This window comes from Streptomyces sp. NPDC107575 (genome assembly GCF_055657265.1).
Window position 1 is genome coordinate 422,830 of sequence record NZ_JBVKBG010000007.1, and the last position, 23,489, is coordinate 446,318.

Sequence of the window (23,489 nt, forward strand, 5' to 3'; positions counted from 1 at the left end):
TCTACCGACTGGGATGTCCGCACGTGCGTTTCCTCAATGACATCAAGCCCGCGTACGACCTGACGTACGACGACGTCTTCATGGTGCCGAGCCGGAGCGCCGTCGGCTCCCGGCAGGCCGTGGACCTCTCGTCGCCGGACGGCACGGGCACCACGATCCCGCTGGTCGTCGCCAACATGACCGCGATCGCCGGGCGTCGCATGGCCGAGACCGTCGCCCGTCGTGGCGGGCTCGTCGTCATTCCGCAGGACATTCCGATCGACGTCGTCACCGAGGTCATCGGCTGGGTCAAGACGCGACACCTGGTGCTCGACACCCCGATCGTCCTCGCGCCGAGCCAGACCGTCGCGGACGCCCTCGCGCTGCTCAACAAGCGCGCGCACAACGCCGGTGTCGTCGTCGACGGTGAGCAGCGGCCCGTCGGTGTCGTCACCGACCAGGACCTGACCGGCGTCGACCGCTTCACGCAGCTGTCCGAGGTCATGTCCAAGGACCTGCTGCTGCTCGACGCGGACATCGACCCGCGCGACGCCTTCAACAAGCTCGACGGCGCCAACCGCCGCTACGCCCCGGCCGTGGACAAGGACGGCAGGCTGGCGGGGATCCTGACGCGTACGGGCGCGCTCCGCGCCACCCTCTACACCCCGGCCACGGACGCCGACGGCAAGCTGCGCATCGCCGCCGCCGTCGGCATCAACGGCGACGTCGCGGGCAAGGCCAAGCAGCTGCTCGACGCCGGTGCCGACACGCTCGTCATCGACACGGCGCACGGCCACCAGGAGTCGATGATCGAGGCCATCAAGAAGGTCCGCGCGCTCGACCCGCAGGTGCCGATCGTCGCGGGCAACATCGTGGCCGCCGAGGGCGTCAAGGACCTCATCGAGGCCGGCGCCGACATCATCAAGGTCGGTGTCGGACCCGGCGCCATGTGCACCACGCGCATGATGACCGGCGTCGGCCGGCCGCAGTTCTCCGCCGTCCTGGAGTGCGCCGCCGAGGCCAAGAAGTACGGCAAGCACGTGTGGGCCGACGGTGGCGTCCGGCACCCGCGGGACGTCGCCATGGCGCTCGCCGCGGGCGCGTCCAACGTCATGATCGGTTCCTGGTTCGCGGGCACCTACGAGTCCCCGGGCGACCTGCAGCACGACGCCAAGGGCCGTGCCTACAAGGAGTCCTTCGGCATGGCCTCCGCGCGCGCCGTGAAGAACCGGACGAGCGACGAGTCCGCGTACGACCGCGCCCGCAAGGCGCTCTTCGAGGAGGGCATCTCCACCTCGCGGATGTTCCTCGACCCGGAGCGCCCGGGCGTCGAGGACCTGATCGACTCGGTCATCGCGGGCGTCCGCTCCTCCTGCACGTACGCCGGTGCCAACTCGCTCGCCGAGTTCGAGCAGCGCGCGACCATCGGCATCCAGTCCGCCGCCGGTTACGCCGAGGGCAAGCCGCTGCACGCCAGCTGGAGCTGACCCCTCCCGCACCCCAGCGCGAACCCCGCGTCCCTCTCCGGAGGGGCGCGGGGTTTTGTCGTATTCGGTCAATCCGCGCGCAATGGACGAAAGGTCGCGCGCAACAATCGTTCGACTCCCGGAACGTAGCGCAACGATCATGCGCGACTGCGCAAGGTTGCTGCATTACACCTGAGAAGAGAACTCCTCTAGAGTCATCCGCTGTACGTTGCGTGGCGGGGGTTCGGCCTGCTCGGCGGGACCCGTTTTCCGGGTGTGCTCCGCCGCGTCCCCCTCGCTGCGGTCAACCCCACCCGGCAGCGATCAAGGAGCCAGTCCGTGCTCGATCACGGCGCACCACCGCGCACCCCGCAAGCCCCCACCCCCGTGGGGTTCGGCGCCCGCCTCATGCGGCGCAAGCCGGTGGACCTGCTGGTCGCGGAGGGCGGCCAGGGAGAAGGCGGATCGCTGCGGCGCTCCCTCGGGCTCTGGCAGCTGACCATGATCAGCATCGGGGCCACGCTCGGCACCGGCATCTTCGTGGTGCTCGGCGAGGCCGTCCCGAAGGCCGGTCCCGCCGTCACGCTGTCCTTCGTGATCGCCGGTCTCACCGCGCTCTTCTCGGCGCTCTCGTACGCCGAACTGGCCGGCACCATCCCGGTCGCCGGATCCTCCTACTCGTATGCGTACGCAACGATGGGCGAACTTCTCGCCTGGGTCTGCGGCTGGTGCCTGGTCCTGGAGTACGGGGTCTCGGTCGCCGCGGTCGCCGTCGGCTGGGGCGAGTACCTCAACGAGCTGCTCGACGGGACGATAGGCGTCACCATCCCGGCCGCGCTGTCCGCGCCGCCCGGTGACGGCGGGATCTTCAACCTGCCCGCGCTCATCGTGGTGCTGCTCGCCATGGTGTTCCTGCTGGGCGGCGCCAAGGAGTCCGCGCGGGCCAACACCATCATGGTCGCCGTGAAGATCGCGGCCCTGATCCTCTTCTGCGTCATCGGCTTCATGGGCTTCAAGTCCGGCAACTACGAGAACTTCATGCCGCTCGGCATGGCGGGCGTCAGCGCCGCCGGTGCCACGCTGTTCTTCTCCTACATCGGCTTCGACGCCGCCTCCACCGCCGGTGAGGAGGCGAAGAACCCGCAGCGCGACCTGCCCCGCGCCATCATGCTGTCGCTGATCATCGTCACCGCGCTGTACGTCCTCGTGGCCGCCGTCGCCGTCGGCGCCCGCCGCTGGACGGACTTCACGGACTCCGAGGCGACGCTCGCCGCGATCATGAACGACGTCACGGGGCAGCCCTTCTGGGGCACGGTGCTCGCCGCGGGCGCCGTCATCGCCATCGCGTCCGTCGTGCTCACCGTGCTCTACGGCCAGACCCGTGTGCTCTTCGCGATGTCCCGCGACGGCCTCGTGCCCAAGATCTTCGCCAAGGTGCACCCGAAGACCGGGGCGCCGCGCGCCAACACGGTCATCGTGTCCCTGTTCTGCGGCATCCTCGCGGCGGCCGTCCCGCTCGGCCAGCTCGCCGACGCCACCAGCATCGGTACGCTCTTCGCGTTCGCCCTGGTCAACATCGCGGTCATCATGCTGCGCCGGACCCGCCCCGACATGAAGCGCACCTTCCGTGTGCCGCTGTCGCCGGTTCTGCCGATCATCGGCTTCGCGCTCTGCGTGTGGATGATGGGCAGCCTGTCCGCTATCACCTGGATCGTCTTCGGTGTCTGGATGGCCGTCGGTCTCGTGTTCTACTTCAGTTACGGGATGCGCCGCTCCCGTCTCGCCGAACCCGCAGCCCAGAAGTGACACACCTGCCTTGCTGAACGATCTCGACGAACGCATCGTGCACGCCCTCGCCGAGGACGCCCGCCGCTCCTACGCGGACATCGGCCAGCTGGTCGGCCTGTCCGCGCCCGCCGTGAAACGCCGTGTGGACCGGCTGCGGGCCACCGGCGCGATCACCGGGTTCACGGTGCGCGTCGACCCGGCCGCGCTCGGCTGGGAGACCGAGGGGTTCATCGAGATGTACTGCCGCTCCAACACCTCGCCGGAGGCGATCCGGCGGGGCCTGGAGCGGTATCCCGAGGTCGTGTCCGCGTCCACCGTCACCGGGGACGCGGACGCGCTCGTCCAGATCTTCGCCTCCGACATGCGGCACTTCGAGCGGGTCCTGGAGCGGATCGCGGGGGAGCCCTTCGTCGAGCGGACGAAATCCGTGCTGGTCCTGTCGCCGTTGATGCGGCGTTTCACCTCCGGTTCGCCCGCGTAGCGGGACCCCACGCGTACGAACGGCCCCCGCGCAACGAATCGCCGTTCGGCGCGAACATCACGCAACGAACAGCTCAGCAGCGTGCAACAGGTGCTTCTTGTCCGCGGTGGCGGGCCCCCGTAGCTTTTTGGTGACCCCGAACCCCACCCCGTACCGGTTGAGGACACCCATGCGCACCGCCCTGCTCCAGAGCTCAGGACACCCCGGCCAGGCCGCCGCGAACCTCAAGGTTCTCGACGCGGCCGCGGGCCGGGCCGCCGCGGCGGGCGCCGGCATCCTCGTGACCTCGGAGATGTTCCTGACGGGGTACGCGATCGGGGACGACGTGGCCCGGCTCGCCGAGCCCGCCGACGGGGACGCGGCCGACGCCGTCGCGGAGCTCGCCCACCGGCACGGCCTCGCCGTCGCCTACGGCTACCCCGAGCGGGACGGCGACACGGTCTACAACGCCGTACAGCTGATCTCCGCCGACGGCACCCGCCTCGCGAACTACCGCAAGACGCACCTCTTCGGCTGCTTCGAGCGCGAGCAGTTCACGCCCGGCGCGCAGCCCGTCGTACAGGCCGAGGTGAACGGTCTGCGGGTCGGCCTCATGATCTGCTACGACGTCGAGTTCCCTGAGAACGTACGGGCCCACGCCCTCGCCGGCACCGACCTGCTGCTCGTGCCGACGGCGCAGATGCACCCCTTCCAGTTCGTCGCCGAATCGGTCGTGCCGGTGCGCGCCTTCGAGAACCAGATGTACGTCGCGTACGTCAACCGGGTAGGCGCCGAGGGCGAGTTCGAGTTCGTCGGGCTCTCCACGCTCGCCGGGCCCGACGGGGTGGCCCGCGCCCGTGCGGGGCGTGGCGAGGAGCTGGTGTTCGCCGATGCCGACCCCGATTTCCTCGCCGCCTCCCGTGCGGCCAACCCCTATCTGAGCGACCGCCGCCCGGCGCTGTACGGCCCGCTCGCCTCCTGAGGCCCGGCCCCCGCCCGGTCCGCCTCAACTCCCGCTTCCTGCCCAGCACTTCAGTACCCCGCAAGGAGTCCGCACCCCATGACGTCCACGGTGCCCACCGCCGCCCAGCACACCGAGGGCCAGCCGCCCATCACGATGTTCGGGCCGGACTTCCCGTACGCGTACGACGACTTCCTCGCCCACCCGGCGGGCCTCGGCCAGATACCCGCGACCGAGCACGGCACCGAGGTCGCGGTCATCGGTGGCGGCCTGTCCGGCATCGTCGCCGCGTACGAGCTGATGAAGATGGGCCTCACGCCCGTCGTGTACGAGGCGGACCAGATCGGCGGCCGGCTGCGCACGGTCGGCTTCGAGGGCACCCCGGCGCAGGCGTCCGGCCTGACCGCCGAGATGGGCGCGATGCGCTTCCCGCCGTCCTCCACGGCGCTGCAGCACTACATCGACATGGTCGGCCTCAAGACCAGGGCGTTCCCCAACCCGCTGTCCGAGGCCACGCCCTCGACCGTCGTCGACCTCAAGGGCGAGTCCCACTACGCCGAGACGCTCGCCGATCTGCCGCAGGTCTACCGGGACGTCGCCGACGCCTGGAACAAGTGCCTCGACGAGGGCGCCGACTTCTCCGACATGAACCAGGCGATGCGCGAGCGCGACGTGCCGCGCATCCGCGAGATCTGGGGCAGGCTCGTCGAGAAGCTCGACAACCAGACGTTCTACGGGTTCCTCTGCGAGTCCGAGGCGTTCAAGTCCTTCCGGCACCGCGAGATCTTCGGCCAGGTCGGCTTCGGCACCGGCGGCTGGGACACCGACTTCCCGAACTCGATCCTGGAGATCCTGCGCGTCGTCTACACCGAGGCCGACGACCACCACCGCGGCATCGAGGGCGGCTCGCAGCAGCTGCCGCTGCGCCTGTGGGAGCGCGAGCCGCAGAAGATCGTGCACTGGGCTCCCGGTACCTCGCTGTCCAGCCTGCACGCCGACGGCAAGCCGCGCCCGGCCGTGACCCGGCTGTCCCGCACCGCCGGGAACCACATCACCGTCACGGACGCCGACGGCGACATCCGCACGTACAAGGCCGCGATCTTCACGGCCCAGTCGTGGATGCTGCTGTCCAAGGTCGACTGCGACGACTCGCTGTTCCCGATCGACCACTGGACGGCGATCGAGCGCACGCACTACATGGAGTCCAGCAAGCTGTTCGTACCGGTCGACCGGCCGTTCTGGCTGGACAAGGACGAGGACACCGGGCGCGACGTCATGTCGATGACGCTCACCGACCGGATGACGCGCGGCACCTACCTGCTGGACGACGGGCCCGACAAGCCCGCCACGATCTGCCTCTCGTACACGTGGTGCGACGACAGCCTCAAGTGGCTGCCGCTGTCCGCCAACGAGCGCCTCGAAGTGATGCTGAAGTCGCTCGGCGAGATCTATCCCAAGGTCGACATCCGCAAGCACATCATCGGCAACCCGGTGACCGTGTCCTGGGAGAACGAGCCGTACTTCATGGGCGCGTTCAAGGCGAACCTGCCCGGCCACTACCGCTACCAGCGCCGCCTGTTCACGCACTTCATGCAGGAGACGCTGCCCGAGGACCGGCGCGGCATCTTCCTCGCCGGTGACGACATCTCGTGGACGGCCGGGTGGGCCGAGGGCGCCGTGCAGACCGCGCTGAACGCGGTGTGGGGCGTCATGCACCACCTCGGCGGCAGCACGGACGCGTCGAACCCCGGCCCGGGCGACGTGTTCGAGGAGATCGCGCCCGTCGAACTCCCGGAGGACTAGGGGCTACACCCCCGCCGCCCGCGCCTTCTCGTACACCTCGGCCGCGACGTCCTTGAGCTCCTGGGCGTCGCGGGCCTGCCCCTGGAGTTCGATCAGGATCTCCTCCAGGCCCACCTCGTCGTGCGCGACCAGGTCCTCCACGATCTGGTCGACGCTGCCCTGGAAGGGCCTGCGGTCCTCGCCGGTGTACGGCTCGCGCGAGTACGTCGCGTTGGCGCGCAGCACCGTCTGGAGGGGAGCGGTGCGGCCGCGCTCCTCGGCGAGCGCCTGGAGGCGGTCCCACTGCTGCTTGAGGCCCTCGGCCCCCATCGCGGCGGGCATCCACCCGTCCGCCTTGTCGACCAGGCGGCGGGCCGACCTCGGGCTGTTCGCCGGGAGCAGGATCGGCAGCGGACCGGCCGGCTTGGGGCCGACCACGGACGGCGCGATCGTCGTCAGTTCGCCCTCGTACGACACCGGGTCCGGGCCCCACACCGCGCGGCACACGTCGAGCAGCTCGTCGAGCACCTTGCCGCGCCGCTCGAAGGGGGCCACGCCCGCCGCCGCGTACTCGTCGTGCGACCAGCCCGTGCCCAGCCCCGCCACGACGCGGCCCCCGCTCGCCGCGTCCAACGAGGCGAGGGAGCGCGCGAGTTGGAACGGGACGTGCAGCGGCGCCACCAGGACGCTGGTGCCGAGCCGGGCGCGGGACGTGGCGGACGCCGCCAGGGTGAGCGCGACGAGCGGGTCGGCGACCGAGCGGTACTGGTCCGGCCAGGGCAGGCCCGGGATCCCGTACAGGCCCTGGGTGGCGGGCTCGGGGAACAGGATCCGCTCGAACACCCACAGGCTGTCGTAGCCCACGGCCTCCGCCGCGCGCGCCACGTCCGGGACGTCCCTGCCGATGTCGTACTGCTTCATCTGGGGCAGTCCGAGGCCGAGTCGGGTCGTCGTCGCCATGCTCGTGCTCCTTTGCTCGACAGCGCGGGTCGTGGTGTCAACGCCCGTGTGCGGTACGGATGTTCCCGGCGCGGCGGCCGGGTCAGTCGGGCAGCGGGGTGAGCAGCATCCGGCCGACCAGGCCCACCGAGGCATCGAGGCGGTGGGCGAACTCGGCCTCCACGGACGGCAGGTCGCGCAGCGCCCACAGCGCGCGGGCCGCACCCCACGCGCCGTCGCGGGCGCGCTCCAGGCTCCACGCGCCGAGCAGATGGGTCAGCGGATCCGCGACCTGGAGCAGATCGGGGCCCGGCATCAGCTCTTCGCGGATGCGCTCCTCCAGCGTGACGAGGAGATCGCCCACGCGCTCGAACTCGTCCTCCAGGGCATCCGGTTCGCAGCCCAGCGTGCGACACGCGTCCACGACGGCGAGCGCCAGATCGTGCCCGATGTGCGCATTGATGCCCGCGAGCGCGAACTGCAACGGGCGTACGCCGGGATGCCTGCGGAACTGGAACAGGGGCCGCCAGCAGGCGGGCGGGCGCGCGCCGTGGGCCGCCGCGTCGACCGCCGCGAGATAGCGCTCGGCGAACCGGACGTCCAGCGTGACCGCCGCTCCCCGGTCCGCGAAGCCGCCGGTGGGGCCGCCGTCGATGGCCCCGTCGACCGCCTCCGTGACGGAGAGATAGACCCGGTTGAAGACGGCCACGCCGTCGCGCGGCGGCAGGTCCGCCCCGAGCGCGCGCATCCGTGCGATCACGATGTCGACCCCGAGTGCCGGGATCCGGGCCTGTTCGAACCGCTCCAACTGCGCCATGAACGCAGCGTCCCAGCCGTAGCCTTGCGCGGACGTCGGCTGGCCGGGGGCTTCCCCAGAACGAGGGAACGGCGGACCTGAAGGGGAGGGGTGCGGTGTCGGGCTCACGCGCGCGACGGCTGGCCGAACGGCGGGTGGAGCGACGCCGCAGAACCATGCGCGGTGCGCTCGCCGCGGCGGCCTCGGCCGTGGTGGCCGTCGGCACCGTGGCGGGCCTCGTCTCCGCCCTCGACGACGGACACGGCGAGGCGGACGAGGCGCGCCCGACAGCCAGTGCCACCCCGAGCCTGCGCCCGCTGCCCGCGCTGCCGACCCCGTCGGCGACGAGCAACTCGCCCTCCCCGTCGAAGAGTTCGAAGACGAAGCCGAAGCCGAAGAGGACGGCCCCCGCCCGGCCGAAGCCGTCGAGCGCCCCACCGGCCGCGAGCGACCTGTACCGCTACGGCGACTCCCAGGTCCTCGACTGGGTGCGCGCCAACCGCTCCGACCCGCGCCGCCCGCTCATCGAGTCCCGGATAGCGAACCGGCCTGCCGCCGTCTGGTTCGCCGACTACGCGCCCGCCACGATCACGGCGCGGGTGCGCGCGGTGACCTCGGCCGGTGCCCGCGCCGGACAGGTGCCGGTGCTCGTGCCGTACGCCGTCCCCGACCGTGACTGCGGCGGGCACTCCGAGGGTGGGGCGCCCGACCTGGACGCGTACGGCGACTGGATCGAGAAGTTCGCGGACGGGCTCGGCTCCCGCGAGGTCATCGTGATCCTGGAGCCCGACGCGCTGTCCCAGACCGAGTGCCTGTCCAAGGGCCAACAGGCCGACCGGTACGCGGCGTTGGCCCACGCGGGCCGGGCCCTGAAGTCCGCGAACCCCCGCGCCCGCGTCTACTACGACGCCGGGCACTCCGCCTGGAACCCGCCCGGCACCCAGGCCGCACGGCTGCGCGCGGCGGGCGCCGCCTCCGCCGCGTCGTCCGACGGCGTGTTCACCAACGTCTCCAACTTCCACCGGACGACCGACGAGATCGCGTACGCCCGCAAGGTGCTCGCCGCGCTGGGCGGGCCGAGCGGCCTGGGCGCCGTCATCGACACGAGCCGCAACGGCAACGGCGCCCCGGCCGACGGCGAGTGGTGCGACCCCGATGGCCGCGAACTGGGTCGGGCCCCGACGCTGCGCACCGGGGAGGCCCGCATCGACGCGTATCTGTGGGTGAAGCTGCCCGGGGAGTCGGACGGGTGCAAGGGGGAGCCGGGGACGTTCACGGCGGACTACGCGTACGAGCTGGCGGACTGAACCACTGACCGCGCGACCGCTCCGGTAAGTCCCGTACGTACTTGAGGGGTTGACAGTTCCAGTGGCCGGAATATGTTGCATGCAATGTGAAATATGGCCGATGCCCGAGATCCCTGGACAGATCCCCGGACCCTGGAGGCTCGATGGAATCCGTGCGGCAGTGCGACCTTTTGTTCACCGGAGGCCACGTGGTCACCGTGGACGACGCGAGGGACGTGTACGAACCCGGCGCCGTCGCGGTGTCGGGCGAACGGATCGTGGCGGTGGGCCCCGCGGCGGAGATCGAGGCCGAGTGGCGGGCCGAGCGGGTGGTGGACTGCCGGGGCCGGGCCGTGCTGCCGGGGTTCGTGGACGGGCACAGTCATCTGTTCCAGGCGCTGGCCAGGGGGCTCGGCGAAGGGAAGGCCATCTGGCCGTGGCTGTGCGAGTTCATGTGGCCGTACTCGATCGCGGTCGACGCCGAGGACGCGCGGGTCGCGGCGACGCTCGGCGCGGTGGAGGCGCTGCGCTCCGGCATCACCACGGTCGTCGACAACCACTACGCGCCGACCGATGCCGAAACGGTTCTCTCGGTGGCGGACGCCATCGGGGCGACCGGGCTCCGGGGCGTCGTCGCGCGCGGCATGATCGGGCACAAGACGGCCGTCGCCGCCGCACGCGGACTGCCCGACGACCTGTTCCGCTACTCCGTGGCCGAGGAAATCGACATCACGCGCGACTGCATGCGCAGCAGGCCGCCCGGCTCCGCCGTCGAGATCTGGCCCGCCCCGCTCAACCTCAGCTACGGCGACCAGGACCTGGTGCGCGGGGCCGCCGGGCTGGCCCATGAGTTCGGCGTCCGCTGGCACACGCACTGCAGCGAGGGCGCCAAGGACCCGGCGAGCTACCTCGACGCGTACGGGATCAGGCCAGTGAGCTGGCTCGCCGCCGAAGGTCTCCTCGACGAGCGCACCACCCTCGCGCACGCCGTCTGGCTCGACGACGCCGAGACCAAGGCGATCGGGGAGCGCGGCGCCGGCGTCGCCCACAACCCGGCCTCCAACGCGTATCTCGCCTCCGGGGTGATGCCGCTGCGGCGGCTGCGCGAGGCCGGGGCCGTGGTCGCGCTCGGCACCGACGGGCCGAGTGCGGGGCACCGCCAGGACATGTTCGAGGTCATGAAGCAGACCCTGTTCGCCCAGCGCCTCGACACGCTCGACCCGGCGGTGGCGCGCTGCGAGGAGGCCCTGGAGCTGGCCACCAGGGAGGGCGGCCGGTACGTCGGCAACGGCGCCGGGGTGCTCGCGCCCGGCGCCCCCGCCGACCTCGCCGTGGTCGCGCTGGACCGCCCCCACCTGCGCCCGCTGCACCGCGCGGTGGCCGCTCTCGTCTACTCGGCGCGCGGTGGCGACGTGGACATGACCGTCGTCGGCGGCCGCGTCGTCGTCGAGGACGGCCGCTGCACGCTCGTCGACGAGGAGGCGCTGCTGGCGGAGGCCCAGGAGCGCGCCGAACGCCTCGTCCACCGGGCCGACTTCGGCCCGCTGACCGCCTCCTGGCAGCACTGACAGCCACTGAAAGACACAGGTAGCGGTCGTCCGTCCACGGCCCCGGTAAGTGCGCACGAGACAACATCCGGACCACCGGGTGGAGGGAGTAACGCACATGTCCGAGAAGGAAGTTCAGGACGGTACGCAGGGCGGGGCGGCGGAGGTGGAGGCGGTCGGCGTCGTGGCGGCGCGCAAGGACGCCGTCGACTCCGTGCCCTCCGCGTGGCGCCTCGTCGTCTACGGGTTCCAGCACGTGCTCGCCTTCTACGCGGGCGCCGTCGTGATGCCGCTGCTCGTTGCCGAGGGCATCGGCATGAAGGGCGACGACATCGCCCTCCTCGTCAACGCCTCGTTGCTGACCTGCGGCCTCGCCACCCTGCTCCAGTCCGCGGGCCTGCCGGGCATCGGCATCAGGCTGCCGGTGGTGCAGGGCACCTCCACCACGGCGGTGCCCTCGCTGGTGTCCGTGGGGCTCGCGGCGGGCGGGGCGAAGGCGGGCCTGCCGACCGTGTTCGGGGCGGTGATCGCGGCGGGGCTCGCCCTGTTCGTGGTGGCGCCCGTCTTCAGCAGGCTGGTGCGGTTCTTCCCGCCGCTGGTCACCGGCACGATCGTGACCATCGTGGGGATCACGCTGCTCGCCGTCGCCGCGCGGCAGGTGGGCGGGGGAGATCCGAGCCAGGGCTCGTTCGGCTCGCCCGCGCACCTGGGGCTCGCCGCCGTCACGCTCGTCGTCATCCTGCTGCTGCACAAGCTGTCGCGCGGCTTCCTCGCGACCGTCGCGGTCCTGGTCGGCCTGTTCATCGGCACGGTCGTCGCCGCGTTCGCCGGGTTCGCCGACTTCTCCGGGATCGCCTCCACGCCCTGGCTCGGCACGGCGGCCCCGCTGCACTACGGGGCGCCCCGGTTCGACGTCGTCGCGGTGCTCTCCATCGTCCTGGTCATGGTCATCATCGCGGTCGAGTCCATCGGGCAGTTCTTCGCCGTCGGGGAGATCGTGGACCGCAAGGTCGAGGGCAAGCACGTGACGCGCGCCCTGCGGGCGGACGGCCTGGCCACGGCGGTCGCCGGCGTCCTCAACTCCTTCCCCAGCACCGTCTATTCGCAGAACATCGGCCTGATCCGGCTGACCAGGGTCAAGTCCCGGTGGATCGTCGCGTCCTCCGGCGTGATCATGATGGTGCTCGGGCTGGTCCCGAAGGTGGGGGCGATCGTCGCCGCGATGCCGGCCTCCGTCCTCGGCGGCGCGACCATCGTGCTGTTCTCCACCATCGCCGTCGTCGGCGTGCAGATCCTCTTCCAGGCCGACCTGACCGACCAGCGCAACACCATCCTCGTCGCCGCGAGCGTGGGCGTGGGCTTCCTGCCCACCGCGTTCCCGCAGTTCGCCGAGCAGATGCCGGGACGGCAGCTGCACGCCCTCTTCGAGAGCGGCATCATCCTCGGCACGCTCACCGCGGTCTTCCTCAACCTCTTCTTCCACCACCTGCGCCTTCCCTTCGGGAAGCGGCACAAGGACCGGGAGGGGCCGTCGGAGGACGCCGGATCCATTGACGCGCCCGAACATTACATGCAACATGTATCTCAAACGGGCAAGCAGTGAGGGGGAGTTGGGATGAGCGCAGAGCGTGCGGTCAATCCGGTCGCGGCCGGCAGCCTCCTGGCGGACCGGGCGTACGAGGAGCTGAAGGGCGCCGTCCTGGCGAACCGGCTGCGCCCCGGTGACGCCCTCTCCGTGCCCGCCCTCGCCGCACAGCTGAGCATCAGCCGCAGCCCGGTGCGCGAGGCGGTCCAGCGCCTCATCCACGACGGCCTCGCCACGCACGTCCCGCACAAGGGGGCCGTGGTCGCCACGGTCGACGTGGAGGACGTCAGGCAGCTGTACGTCGTCCGTGAGGTGATGGAGGGCCTCGCCGCCCGCCTGGCCACCGAGCGGCTCGACGCCTCGCGCCTCGCCGAGCTGCGCGACCTCCTCGAGCGGCACGAGCGGGAGGTCGGCACAGGGGTCGACGAGCGCACCCACATCGAGATGGACATGGCGTACCACCGGATGATCCGCGAGGTGGCGGACAACCCGCACCTCACCGCCGCCCTCGACACCATCCAGGGCCGCGCCCACCTCGCGCTGCACCAGTTGTGGCGCGGCCAGGAGGCGCCGCGGCTCGCCGTCGCCGAGCACCGCCGGATCTTCGAGGCGATGACGTCGGGCGACCCGGACGCCGCCGACCTCGCGGCCCGCGACCACATCCGCAAGCTCCGCATCCGCCTCTCGCAGGCGGTCGCGCCGGGGCCCTCGGAGTCCGCCGAGGCCGGTCGCGTACGCCCCGTCGAATAGCGCCTTCGCGAGTCGACTGAGCCGCACCACGTTCGATCCGCAACTCCCGTCCAGCGCAAGCCAGAAGGGAAGTGAACGACGGTGAGCACCGCAACCGGCACCGCCACCGCTGTCCGTGACGGCGTCGGCGCCAGCACCGCACGCCCCGACGGCCGACTCAAGGTCAAGGGCGACTTCGCCTACTCCTCCGACCTGCGGGCCGAGGGCATGGTGTGGGGCGCGACCCTGCGCTCCCCGCACCCGAGCGCCCGCATCGTCCGGCTCGACACGAGCGCGGCGCTGCGGCTGCCCGGGGTGCTGGCGGTGCTCACCCACGAGGACGTCCCCGGTCGGGCGACGTACGGCATGAAGGTCTCCGACCAGCCGGTCCTCGCCGTCGACCGGGTGCGCTACCAGGGCGAACCCGTGGCGCTCGTCGCCGCCGACCACCCCGAGACGGCCCGCAGGGCGCTCGCCCTGATCGACGTCGCGTACGAGGAGCGGTCCGCGCTCACCGACCCCGAGGAGGCCGTACGGGGCACGGGCCCGCTGGTCCACGCCGAGCGCGTCGACGGCAAGCACGGCAACATCGTCCGGCACGTCCGCATCCGCCACGGTGACGTGACGGCGGCGCGCGCCGAGGCCGACGTGATCGTCAGTGGCACGTACGAGGTCGGCATGCAGGACCAGGCCTTCCTCGGGCCCGAGTCCGGGCTCGCGATCCCGGCGGAGGACGGCGGCGTCGATGTCTATGTGTCGACGCAGTGGCTGCACGACGACCAGCACCAGATGTGCGCCGCGCTCGGCCTGCCGCCTCAGAAGGTCCGGCTCACGCTGTCCGGTGTGGGCGGCGCGTTCGGCGGGCGCGAGGACGTGTCCGTACAGATCCACGCGGCGATGCTCGCCCTGCGCACCGGCCGCCCGGTGAAGATGAGCTACAACCGCGAGGAGTCCTTCTACGGGCATGTGCACCGGCACCCGGCCCGCATGTGGTTCGAGCACGGGGCGACGCGCGAGGGCCGGATCGTGTTCGTAAAGGCCAGGCTGCTCTTCGACGGCGGCGCCTACACCTCCACCTCGCAGGTCGTCATCGCCAACGGCTCCTACTTCGCGGCCGGCGCCTACGACGTGCCGCACGCCGAGATCGACGGCTACTCGGTCTTCACCAACAACCCGCCCTGCGGGGCGATGCGCGGCTTCGGTGCGGTGCAGTCCTGTTATGGCGTCGAGTCGAATCTTGACAAGCTCGCGGGTGAACTCGGCATCGATCCGGTCGAGTTGAGGATCCGGAACGCCATGACGACCGGGACGGTGCTGCCGACCGGGCAGGCCGTGGACGGCCCGGCGCCGGCGGCGGAACTGCTGGAACGGCTGCGGGCGCGACCGCTGCCCGGGGTGGGGGAGGGGCCGTTCGGGAATCCGGGCGGACTCAACAACACCAGTCGGGGAGAGGGGGTGCGGCGCGGGGTCGGGTACGCGATCGGGGTCAAGGCCATCGGGTTCTCCGGCGGCGTCGACGACCGGTCCGTCGCCCGCGTACGGCTCGTCCTGAACGGCGGTGAGCCCGTCGCCGAGGTGCACACCGCCGCCGCCGAGTGCGGCCAGGGCATCGTCACCGTGCAGACGCAGATCGTACGGACGGAGCTGGGCGTCGAGCGTGTGGTGGTGCTCCCTGCCGATACGTGCGTCGGGGACGCGGGCTCGTCGTCCGCCTCGCGCATCACCTGGATGAGCGGGGGAGCGGTGCAGGGCGCGTGCAAGGCGCTGCGTGAGCGGATCGCGGGGCTGGGGGACGACCGGCCCCTGGCCGAACTGCTCGCAGAGGTGGGGCCGTTGGAGGCCGAGTACGAGTACGCGCACCGCCGTACGTTCCCCGTCGACGACGAGCGCGGGCAGGGGGACGCGCACATCGCGTTCGCGTTCGCGGCGCACCGGGCGGTCGTGGACGTGGACACGGAGTTGGGTCTCGTGAAGGTCGTCGAGCTGGCGACGGCCCAGGATGTCGGCAAGGCGATGAATCCCCTTGCCGTGGAGGGCCAGATCGAGGGCGGCAGTGCGCAGGGGCTCGGGCTCGCGGTGATGGAGGAGTTGCGGGTCGAGGGCGGGCGGCTGCGCAATCCGTCGTTCACGGACTATCTGATCCCGACGATCGCCGACATGCCGCGCGTGCCCATTGACCTACTGGAACTTCCGCACCCGGACTCGCCGTACGGCCTCAACGGCGTCGGCGAGCCGCCCACCCTGTCGTCGACCCCGGCGATCGCGAACGCGTTGCGTGCCGCGACGGGGCTTGAGCTGGCGAAGGTGCCGGTGCGGCCGGAACACATCGTCGTCGTAGAAGAAGGGAGGTGAGGCGGGCCCTGCCCTGGGTCCCCAAACGGTCCACCACAGAACACGGTTGGCACCAGCTGGGAAGGACACAAGACCTTGATCATCGACACCCATATGCACCCCACCAACATCGTCGACCAGGCGTGGCGGCACGACGGCTCCCCGTTCACGGGCGAGCGCACGCTGGAGATGATGGACGGCCCGTACATGATCAACGGCAAGCCGCGCCGCATCGACTACGGCTGCATCATGCCGCCGCCCGGCAACTCCGTCTGGCAGGACGGGATGCGCACCGGGCGCGAGGGCATCCGCGACTACATGTCGTACATCACCGAACTGGTCACCACGTACCCCGACCGGTTCATCGGGAACTTCATGTACAACCCGCGCTTCGGGCCCGAGAACGGGGCGAAGGAGCTGGAGTTCCACGTCAAGGAGTACGGCTACAAGATGCTCAAGCTGCATGCCAACATGCACGCTTACCGGCCCGACCGGGCCCTCGACTGGCTGCGGCCGGTGCTGCGGGTCTGCGACGAACTGGGTGTCGTCGTCCTCATCCACACCGGTGACGGGCCCTACTCGATCCCGACGCAGTTCTACCCGATCATCCGGGAGTTCACCAACGTGAACTTCATCCTCGCCCACTTCGGTGTGCAGACCGGTGGCGTGTACTGCTTCGAGGCGCTCTACATGATCCTCGACTCGCCGAACGTGTACGGGGAGTCGGGCTGGCTGCTCCAGTCGCGGATCGTGGAGTTCGCGCAGCAGATGGAGAAGCATCAGCTGGTCTTCGGGACGGACTCGCCGCCGAACGAACCGGGGATGTGGGCGCGGGAGTTGGAGGTGCTGTGCGGTCCGCCGCCGCAGGGCATGAACCTCTCCGAGGAGCATCTGGAGGGGTACCTCGGCAACAACATGGCGAAGCTGCTCGACCTGAAGCCGACGCCTCCGCCGCGGAACCAGGAGGAGGCGCAGCTGCGGCTCACGGATACGTATGCGTCGTTGGACACGGTTGCGCGTAGGTGACGGGGGCCGGGGGCCGGGGCGGGCCGGGGTGTGGCGTGGCTCGGCTCTGGCCTCCGGTGGCCTGCGACGGGGTTGGCCCCAGGGGGCTGCGCCCCGGACCCCCTGTCCTCAATCGCCGGACGGGCTTGATCGGGGCACTCGGGGCGACGGGGTCGTTGTTGCCGCGGGGCGGCGACGGGGCGCGGCTTCGGGGTCGTTGCGGCCGACGGCCACGGCCTCGGGCCATCCGTCGCCCGTCACCGTTCCACCGCCCATCTCCCACCCACCCGCCCCCTCCAGGGGCGTCGGCCCGACGGGGTACCGGCACCCGTTGCGGTCACCCGCGACTCGCCTTGGGTGATGGGTTGCCTGCCATGGTTCCCACCCGTGTCGGCGGGCCGCCCCCGCCTTGGGTGACGGCGCGTCGACCATGGCTCCCCACCCGTGTCGGCGGGCCGCCCCCGCCTTGGGTGACGGCGCGTCGACCACGGCTCCCCGCCCGTGTCGGCGGGCCGCTCGCGCCTTGGGTGACAGCGCGCCGGCCACGGCTCCCAACCTGTATCGGCGGGCCGCCCCCCGCCTTGGGCAATCTGCCGCCTTGGGCGGCAGGGTGGGCAAGGCGGCCCCCGGTGCCGCGCACCCATGACGACGGCCCCAGCCACGGTGCCAAGCGCGCAACATTGGCGCTGCCTCGCGGGCGGTGCGGCGCCAAGAGAACGGTGGGCGCCGAACCGGGGTGCCCACGGGGGCCGAAGCCCCCGGAGGGGGCGGGTGGGTGGGAGATGGGCGGGCACCGGCGCAGCCGGCGGAAGCGCGGTGCTGCGAATCAGTCACGGACGACCTTGACCACGTCGCTCAACCGGTTCCCGTACTCGTCCCGGGCGGCTTCGGCCGCGTTGCCCGTGGCGGTTCGGCAAGTGTCTCGGGCGGCTTCGGTCACGTTGCCCGGGGCGGTTCGGCAAGTGTCTCGGGCGGCTTCGGTCACGTTGCCCGGGGCGGTTCGGCAAGCGTCTCGGGCGGCTTCGGCCGCGTTGCCCGTGGCGGTTCGGCAAGTGTCTCGGACGACATTGGCCACGTCGCCCAACCGGTTCCCGCAATCGGCACGGACGACCCTGACCACGTCGCCCGGCCCCGCCCACCGTCCCGGACGCCCTCCGCCACGTCACCCACCCCCACCCCCGCCCAACCCTCACGAACGCCCCCGCCACACCACCCGCCCCGACCCCCGCAACCTGCCGCACCACCCCACCCACACCCCCGCCCACCGCAACAGAACAGGACCCCAGCCACATGCAACGGATAGGTCACCTCCTCCCCGCCACCTCGCTCGGCGCAGACCGCTGGGTCGGGCAGATCTGCGCCCCGGTCCAGGTGGACATCGCCCACCCGACCGCCCGCGCCCTCCTCCCCGAGTTCCAGTACGGCCCGGCCCTGACCCCCACCCACACCGCCGAACTGCAACGCGGAGCTGAACAGTTGGCCCAGGCCGGCGCCGACGCCATCGTGTGGCACGGCACATCGGCCGGCCTCGACGGCGCCGCCCACGCCCGCGCCGTCGCCCGCGTCATCGAACGCACCGCCGGCGTCCGCGCCTCCACCGTCACCCTCGGCCAACTGGACCTCCTGGCCCGCGCCGCGACCCACTCCATCGCCCTGATCACCGCCGGCTCCGCGCAACAGGCGGGCCGCCTCGCCGACACCTGCCTCGCCGCAGGCCTCCGCATCGCCTCCGTCACCGCCCTCGACCTCGCCACCCCGCGCGAGGCGGCCGAGCTGCCCGTGTCGAAGGTCCGCCGGCTCCTCCTCGACGCCGATTCCGCAGACGCCGAGTGCCTGGTGGTGGCGGGCACGGAACTGCCGGTCGCCCCCGTCGCGGCCATGGTGGAGAGGGAGTTGGGCAAGCCGGTGCACGACGGCGCGCGCGTCGCGGTCCGCACCGGGCTCGACCTGCTCGGTACGGGCGTCGAATCACCCGCGTGGGGCGGGCTGTTCACGGGCGGCGTGCACGCGGGAGTCTGCTGTGACACCCACTGAGCCCGCCCGTGCCACCGCGCTCACCGCCACCGCCCCCGGCGACCAGGACCTGCACGTCTTCCTCGACGCCTACCGCACTGCCCACCCCGACGACGTACTCACCGTCGACGAGAAGCTGGAGGGCGAGGACGTCGCCGCCCTCGTCGCCGAACTCGCCGCCCGCGGCCGCACCGAACTCCTGCTCTGCCCCCAGGTGTCGGGCCTCGACGGCACGCCCCTGGTCACCAACCTCTTCGCCTCGCGCACCCGCGTCGCCCGCCTCCTCGGCACCGACCCCGCCGGCCTGCACCGCGCCTACCAGCGGGCCGCCACCCGCCGCACCGAACCCCGCGTCGTGCCCACCGGACCCGTTCTCGACACGGTCGCCGAGGGCCCGGACGTCGACCTGACCACGCTCCCGTTGCTCAAGCACTTCGACTCGGACCGCGGCCCGTACATCACCAGCGGCGTCATCACGGCGGAGGCGCCACACGACACCCCTGGCCGCTCCGGCAACCTCAGCTACCACCGCGCCCTCGTCCACAGCCGCACCGAACTCGCCACGAGCCTGCACTCCCGCGGCCACCTGTGGCAGCTGCTGCGCCTCGCCGAGGAGCGCGGCGAACCGCTCCCCGTCGCCATGGTCATCGGCGCCCACCCCCTCTTCCAGCTCGCCGCCTCCGCCCGCGTGGGCCCCGACGTCGACGAACGCACCCTCGCGGGCGGCCTGTTGGGCGCACCGCTCGACGTCGTACGCACACCGCGGCACGGCATCCGGGTCCCCGCCCGCGCCGAGATCGTCCTCGAAGGCGTCATCGACCCGGCCCGCACCGCGCCCGAGGGCCCCTTCGGCGAGTTCTCCGGCTACTCGTCCGACCGCTCCACGAACAACGTCCTCACGGTGCACAGCGTGCTGCGCCGCCGCGACGCGGTCCTCTTCGACGTCGTCGGCGGCAACAGCGCCGAGCACCTCAACCTCGCCCGCATCCCGCGCGAGTCGGAGATGGCGGAGCAGCTCAGGTCCCGGTTCCCCGAGGTCGCCGCGTTGCACTATCCGACATCGGGCACGCACTTCCACGCGTACGTCGCGCTGCGCCAGGCCCGCCCCGGACAGGCCCGGCAGATCATGCTGGCGCTGCTCGGCTGGGACCCGTACCTGAAGACGGTCGTCGCGGTCGACGACGACGTGGACGTCACCCGCGACGAGGACGTGCTGTGGGCGCTCGCGACCCATTTCCAGCCGCACGCCGACCTGTTCACGGTCGACGGTCTGCCCGGAAGCCCCCTCGACCCCTCGTCCACCCCGGAGGGCACCACGTCCCGCATGGCCCTCGACGCCACTCGCGCCCCGAACTTCGACGCCGTCCGCATCCGCACGGACCCGGCCCGCGTCGCGCGCGTCCGTGATCTGCTGGACCGGGGCCCAACATGCGGCGGCTGATCGTCGGGATCACGGGTGCGACCGGAGCGGTCTACGGAATCCGCCTCCTGGAGGCCCTGCTCCCCCTGCCCGACGTCGAGACGCATCTGATCCTGACGCGCTGGGCCCGGACGACCATCGAGCTGGAGACGGACCTGAGCCCCGGCAACGTACAAAAGCTCGCCGACGTCGTGCACCGCCCCGGCGACCAGGCGGCCGCCGTCTCCTCCGGCTCGTTCCGCACCGACGGCATGGTGATCGCGCCGTGCAGCATGAAGACGCTCGCGGGGATCCGCGCCGGGTACGCGGACGGACTGATCGGCAGGGCCGCCGACGTCGTCCTCAAGGAGCGCCGCCCGCTGGTCCTCGTCCCGCGCGAGAGCCCGCTGCACGAGATCCACCTGGAGAACATGCTCGCCCTCGCCCGCATGGGCGTCCGCATCGTCCCGCCCATGCCGGCCTTCTACCAGCGGCCCAAAACGATCGAGGACCTGGTCGACCACACGGTCGCCCGGGTCCTCGATCAACTCGCCCTGCCGGGTCCCGACGTGGACCGGTGGGCGGGAGGGTGACTACTTCTGGTGACTACTTCTTGTCGGACGCCGCGCCCTCGTCGTACGACGACGTCCCCTCGTCGAGCAGCGGCTCCTGCGTCTTGAGGTGGGCCGGGGCCATGGCCCGCAGCGCGTGGTAGCCGGTGATGACGACGACCGTGCCGAGGGCGATGCCGCTCAGCGAGAAGTTGTCGGTGAACTTCAGGGAGACGTCGCCGATGCCGATGATGATGCCCGCGGCGGTCGGCACCAGGTTCAGCGGGTTGCGCAGGTCGACGCCCGCGTTGATCCAGATCTGCGCGCCGAGCAGGCCGATCATGCCGTAGAGGATGACCGTGATGCCGCCGAGCACGCCGCCCGGGATCGCCGCGACGATCGCGCCGAACTTCGGGCACAGGCCGAAGAGGAGCGCGAAGCCCGCCGCCGCCCAGTACGCCGCCGTCGAGTAGACGCGGGTCGCGGCCATGACGCCGATGTTCTCGGAGTACGTGGTGTTGGGCGGGCCGCCGACGGCGGTGGAGAGCATCGAGCCGACGCCGTCCGCCGAGATGGCCGTGCCGAGCTTGCCGTCGAGGTTGTCGCCGGTCATCTCGCCGACGGCCTTGACGTGACCCGCGTTCTCCGCGATCAGCGCGATGACGACCGGGAGCGCGACGAGGATCGCCGACCACTGGAAGGACGGGGCGTGGAAGGACGGCAGGCCGAACCAGTCGGCCTGGCCGACCGCCGACAGGTCGAGACGCCAGTGGTCGACGGCCTTGCCGCCGCTGTTCGGCGAGTGGATCTTGCCGAAGACCTGGTCGAGGACCCAGGAGAGCGCGTAGCCGAAGACCAGGCCGAGGAAGATCGCGATGCGCGACCAGAAACCGCGCAGGCACACCACGGCCAAACCGGTGAACAGCATGACGAGCAGCGCCGTCCACTGGTCCGTCGGCCAGTAGGTGGAGGCCGTGACCGGGGCGAGGTTGAAGCCGATCAGCATCACGACCGCGCCGGTCACCACCGGCGGCATCGCCGCGTGGATGATCCGCGCCCCGAACTTCCGCACCGCGAGTCCGACCAGGAACAGCGCGGCGCCGACGACGAAGACCGCGCCCGTGACCGTCGCGCTGGAGCCGCCCTGCGCCCGGATCACGGCTGCGACGCCCACGAAGGAGAGCGAACAGCCCAGGTAGCTGGGGACCCGGCCGCGCGTCGCGAGCAGGAAGATGACCGTCGAGACGCCGGACATCATGATCGCGAGGTTCGGGTCGAGGCCCATGAGGACGGGGGCCACGAACGACGCGCCGAACATCGCGACCACGTGCTGTGCGCCGAGACCGACCGTGCGCGGCCAGGAGAGGCGTTCGTCGGGGCGGACGACCGCGCCGGGAGCCGGCGTGCGCCCGTCGCCGTGCAGTTTCCAGCGCACGCCGAGGTCCATGAGAGTTTCCGCCTTCTGTGGTGGCCGTGAGGTGGGTGGTGCCTGTGCGGCTCGGAATGATCGCTTCATGTTAATGCGACGTAAGTGCGAGTTCGTACCGAGCCGCCGCCCACCTGGACGGTCCTACGAGGCGTGATCCGCCGCCCGCGCGGCGTTCGGCTCCGCCGCCCCCGTCGACGCCCGGTCGCCGCCGCGCAGCACCTTCGCGAACACCACGAGACCGGTCGCAAGCACCGTCACCAGGCCGAACGACACGACGAGGCTGGTCGCGTCGGCGATCGTTCCGATCGCCGACGGCGCGATCAGGCCCGAGGTGTACGTGATGGTGGCGACGCCCGCGATGGCCAGGCTCGGGTTCGGGCCGCTGCGCCCGGCCGCGGCGAAGCAGAGCGGCACCACGACCGCGATCCCGAGGCCCACCAGACCGAATCCGGCCATCGCGACGCCCGGGTTCGGCGCGACCACGACGAGCAGCGCGCCGAGCGTGGCCACGAGGCCGCTGATCCGCACGGTGCGCACCGCGCCGAACCGGTCCACCACCGCGTCGCCCGCGATCCGCGCCACCGCCATCGTGAGCGTGAACGCCGTGGTGCAGGCGGCCGCGAGCCCGGCCGATGTGCCGAGCACGTCCCGCAGATACACCGCCGACCAGTCCAGGCTCGCACCCTCCGCGAACACCGCGCAGAAGCCGACCGCGCCGATCAGCAGCGCCGACTTCGGCGGCAGCGCGAAGCGCGGCGGCGCCTCCTCTTCCTCCGTCGGGCGCAGATCCAGCACCCAGCGGCAGGCGACAAGGCCCGCCACGGTCAGGACGCCCGCCGCGAGCGCGTGGTGCAGCCGCGCGTCCGAGCCCAGGTGGGCGGCGAGGGTGCCGCCGAGCGAGCCGATGAGCGCGCCCACGCTCCATAGGCCGTGCAGCCCCGACATGATCGACTTGTCGAGCCGGGTCTCGATCTCGACGCCCAGCGCGTTCATGGCGACGTCCGACATGCCCGCGGTCGCCCCGTACACGAGCAGCGCGGCGCACAGCGTTACCACGTTGGGCGCGAGCGAGGGCAGGATCAGGGCCAGCGTCCACAGCGCGAGCAGCCCGCGCAGTCCGGCGCGGGCGCCGAAGCGGTGGGTGACGCTGCCCGCCAGCGGCATCGAGAGCGAGGCGCCGATCGCGGGGAAGGCGAGCGCGAGACCCAACTGGCCCGCGCTCACGCCCGCGTGCTCCTGGATCCAGGGCACCCGCGTCGCGAACGACCCCGTCACGGAGCCATGGATGCAGAAGACGGTGGCGACGGCGTACCGCGCCCGCTTCAACTCCCCTGGTGCATACGTCAGTTCCGGCATCCCGCGAGCCCTCCCCAAGTCTCCCTTGCGTGCCGCCGTAAACTATCAGGAACCCTGCCTGATAATGCCGGAGACATCCGCGTAGGA

At 71.6% G+C, this 23,489-nt stretch carries 18 protein-coding genes; 14 read left to right on the forward strand and 4 right to left on the reverse strand.

Annotation, left to right across the window (positions count from 1 at the left end; all coding sequences use genetic code 11):
• The first annotated feature begins 23 nt into the window (after positions 1 to 23).
• The 5 genes from ACZ7L4_RS34380 (at position 24) to ACZ7L4_RS34400 (ending at position 6,457) form a co-directional block, all read left to right on the forward strand.
• The gene (locus ACZ7L4_RS34380; RefSeq protein WP_472108693.1) at positions 24 to 1,466 is read left to right on the forward strand and encodes a GuaB1 family IMP dehydrogenase-related protein; all 1,443 of its coding nucleotides are present in this window, start codon (positions 24 to 26) and stop codon (positions 1,464 to 1,466) included.
• Between the two features lie 318 nt (positions 1,467 to 1,784).
• Complete coding sequence (locus ACZ7L4_RS34385) at positions 1,785 to 3,251, forward strand: amino acid permease (RefSeq protein ID WP_472108695.1); 1,467 nt, start codon at positions 1,785 to 1,787, stop codon at positions 3,249 to 3,251.
• A gap of 10 nt (positions 3,252 to 3,261) precedes the next feature.
• Entirely contained in the window at positions 3,262 to 3,714 is a 453-nt protein-coding gene (locus ACZ7L4_RS34390; protein ID WP_385763110.1) for an Lrp/AsnC family transcriptional regulator, read from the forward strand.
• 169 nt (positions 3,715 to 3,883) lie between these two features.
• A complete protein-coding gene (locus tag ACZ7L4_RS34395) occupies positions 3,884 to 4,675 on the forward strand; it encodes a carbon-nitrogen hydrolase family protein (protein ID WP_472108697.1) in 792 nt (263 codons plus the stop codon).
• Between the two features lie 78 nt (positions 4,676 to 4,753).
• On the forward strand, positions 4,754 to 6,457 hold the full coding sequence (locus ACZ7L4_RS34400; RefSeq protein WP_472108698.1) for a flavin monoamine oxidase family protein: 1,704 nt from the start codon (positions 4,754 to 4,756) through the stop codon (positions 6,455 to 6,457).
• 3 nt (positions 6,458 to 6,460) lie between these two features.
• Here the strand turns inward: ACZ7L4_RS34400 and ACZ7L4_RS34405 are convergent, their stop codons facing one another.
• Positions 6,461 to 7,396, reverse strand: a complete 936-nt coding sequence (locus tag ACZ7L4_RS34405; RefSeq protein ID WP_472108700.1) for an LLM class F420-dependent oxidoreductase — start codon at positions 7,394 to 7,396, stop codon at positions 6,461 to 6,463.
• A gap of 82 nt (positions 7,397 to 7,478) precedes the next feature.
• Entirely contained in the window at positions 7,479 to 8,192 is a 714-nt protein-coding gene (locus ACZ7L4_RS34410; RefSeq protein ID WP_472108701.1) for a DUF5995 family protein, read from the reverse strand.
• A 95-nt stretch (positions 8,193 to 8,287) separates the two neighbouring features.
• Here ACZ7L4_RS34410 and ACZ7L4_RS34415 point away from each other — a divergent pair, with 95 nt between their 5' ends.
• From ACZ7L4_RS34415 to ACZ7L4_RS34455, 9 genes are all read left to right on the forward strand, one after another.
• Positions 8,288 to 9,478 (forward strand): glycoside hydrolase family 6 protein, encoded by a 1,191-nt coding sequence (locus tag ACZ7L4_RS34415; protein WP_472108703.1) that lies wholly within the window; start codon positions 8,288 to 8,290, stop codon positions 9,476 to 9,478.
• A 143-nt stretch (positions 9,479 to 9,621) separates the two neighbouring features.
• Positions 9,622 to 11,025, forward strand: a complete 1,404-nt coding sequence (locus tag ACZ7L4_RS34420) for an amidohydrolase family protein (RefSeq protein WP_472108704.1) — start codon at positions 9,622 to 9,624, stop codon at positions 11,023 to 11,025.
• Between the two features lie 97 nt (positions 11,026 to 11,122).
• Positions 11,123 to 12,607, forward strand: coding sequence for a nucleobase:cation symporter-2 family protein (locus tag ACZ7L4_RS34425; protein ID WP_472108705.1), 1,485 nt, complete (start codon positions 11,123 to 11,125; stop codon positions 12,605 to 12,607).
• A gap of 12 nt (positions 12,608 to 12,619) precedes the next feature.
• Entirely contained in the window at positions 12,620 to 13,339 is a 720-nt protein-coding gene (locus tag ACZ7L4_RS34430; protein WP_450814475.1) for a GntR family transcriptional regulator, read from the forward strand.
• An 81-nt stretch (positions 13,340 to 13,420) separates the two neighbouring features.
• Positions 13,421 to 15,670 carry a molybdopterin cofactor-binding domain-containing protein gene (locus tag ACZ7L4_RS34435; RefSeq protein WP_472108707.1) on the forward strand — a complete coding sequence of 750 codons (2,250 nt, stop codon included), beginning with the start codon at positions 13,421 to 13,423 and terminating at the stop codon, positions 15,668 to 15,670.
• 75 nt (positions 15,671 to 15,745) lie between these two features.
• Positions 15,746 to 16,675 carry an amidohydrolase family protein gene (locus tag ACZ7L4_RS34440; RefSeq protein ID WP_385763128.1) on the forward strand — a complete coding sequence of 310 codons (930 nt, stop codon included), beginning with the start codon at positions 15,746 to 15,748 and terminating at the stop codon, positions 16,673 to 16,675.
• A gap of 1,269 nt (positions 16,676 to 17,944) precedes the next feature.
• Positions 17,945 to 18,688 (forward strand): aspartate racemase/maleate isomerase family protein, encoded by a 744-nt coding sequence (locus ACZ7L4_RS34445; protein ID WP_472108709.1) that lies wholly within the window; start codon positions 17,945 to 17,947, stop codon positions 18,686 to 18,688.
• On the forward strand, positions 18,675 to 20,108 hold the full coding sequence (locus tag ACZ7L4_RS34450) for a UbiD family decarboxylase (protein WP_472108710.1): 1,434 nt from the start codon (positions 18,675 to 18,677) through the stop codon (positions 20,106 to 20,108). Before ACZ7L4_RS34445 ends, ACZ7L4_RS34450 begins: the two co-directional genes overlap by 14 nt.
• A complete protein-coding gene (locus tag ACZ7L4_RS34455) occupies positions 20,096 to 20,659 on the forward strand; it encodes a UbiX family flavin prenyltransferase (protein ID WP_472108712.1) in 564 nt (187 codons plus the stop codon). Before ACZ7L4_RS34450 ends, ACZ7L4_RS34455 begins: the two co-directional genes overlap by 13 nt.
• A 13-nt stretch (positions 20,660 to 20,672) precedes the next feature.
• Here the strand turns inward: ACZ7L4_RS34455 and ACZ7L4_RS34460 are convergent, their stop codons facing one another.
• Positions 20,673 to 22,064 (reverse strand): uracil-xanthine permease family protein, encoded by a 1,392-nt coding sequence (locus ACZ7L4_RS34460; protein ID WP_472108713.1) that lies wholly within the window; start codon positions 22,062 to 22,064, stop codon positions 20,673 to 20,675.
• A 123-nt stretch (positions 22,065 to 22,187) separates the two neighbouring features.
• Positions 22,188 to 23,402, reverse strand: a complete 1,215-nt coding sequence (locus ACZ7L4_RS34465; protein ID WP_472108714.1) for an MFS transporter — start codon at positions 23,400 to 23,402, stop codon at positions 22,188 to 22,190.
• Positions 23,403 to 23,489: the final 87 nt, after the last annotated feature.

Excerpts from the sequence above, each read along its gene's own strand:
- ACZ7L4_RS34465 (WP_472108714.1), bottom strand. The coding sequence starts at position 23,402 with ATGCCGGAACTGACGTATGCACCAGGGGAGTTGAAGCGGGCGCGGTAC.
- ACZ7L4_RS34460 (WP_472108713.1), bottom strand. The coding sequence starts at position 22,064 with ATGGACCTCGGCGTGCGCTGGAAACTGCACGGCGACGGGCGCACGCCG.
- ACZ7L4_RS34400 (WP_472108698.1), top strand. The coding sequence starts at position 4,754 with ATGACGTCCACGGTGCCCACCGCCGCCCAGCACACCGAGGGCCAGCCG.
- ACZ7L4_RS34455 (WP_472108712.1), top strand. The coding sequence starts at position 20,096 with ATGCGGCGGCTGATCGTCGGGATCACGGGTGCGACCGGAGCGGTCTAC.
- ACZ7L4_RS34410 (WP_472108701.1), bottom strand. The coding sequence starts at position 8,192 with ATGGCGCAGTTGGAGCGGTTCGAACAGGCCCGGATCCCGGCACTCGGG.
- ACZ7L4_RS34425 (WP_472108705.1), top strand. The coding sequence starts at position 11,123 with ATGTCCGAGAAGGAAGTTCAGGACGGTACGCAGGGCGGGGCGGCGGAG.
- ACZ7L4_RS34395 (WP_472108697.1), top strand. The coding sequence starts at position 3,884 with ATGCGCACCGCCCTGCTCCAGAGCTCAGGACACCCCGGCCAGGCCGCC.
- ACZ7L4_RS34430 (WP_450814475.1), top strand. The coding sequence starts at position 12,620 with ATGAGCGCAGAGCGTGCGGTCAATCCGGTCGCGGCCGGCAGCCTCCTG.
- ACZ7L4_RS34445 (WP_472108709.1), top strand. The coding sequence starts at position 17,945 with ATGCAACGGATAGGTCACCTCCTCCCCGCCACCTCGCTCGGCGCAGAC.
- ACZ7L4_RS34420 (WP_472108704.1), top strand. The coding sequence starts at position 9,622 with ATGGAATCCGTGCGGCAGTGCGACCTTTTGTTCACCGGAGGCCACGTG.
- ACZ7L4_RS34405 (WP_472108700.1), bottom strand. The coding sequence starts at position 7,396 with ATGGCGACGACGACCCGACTCGGCCTCGGACTGCCCCAGATGAAGCAG.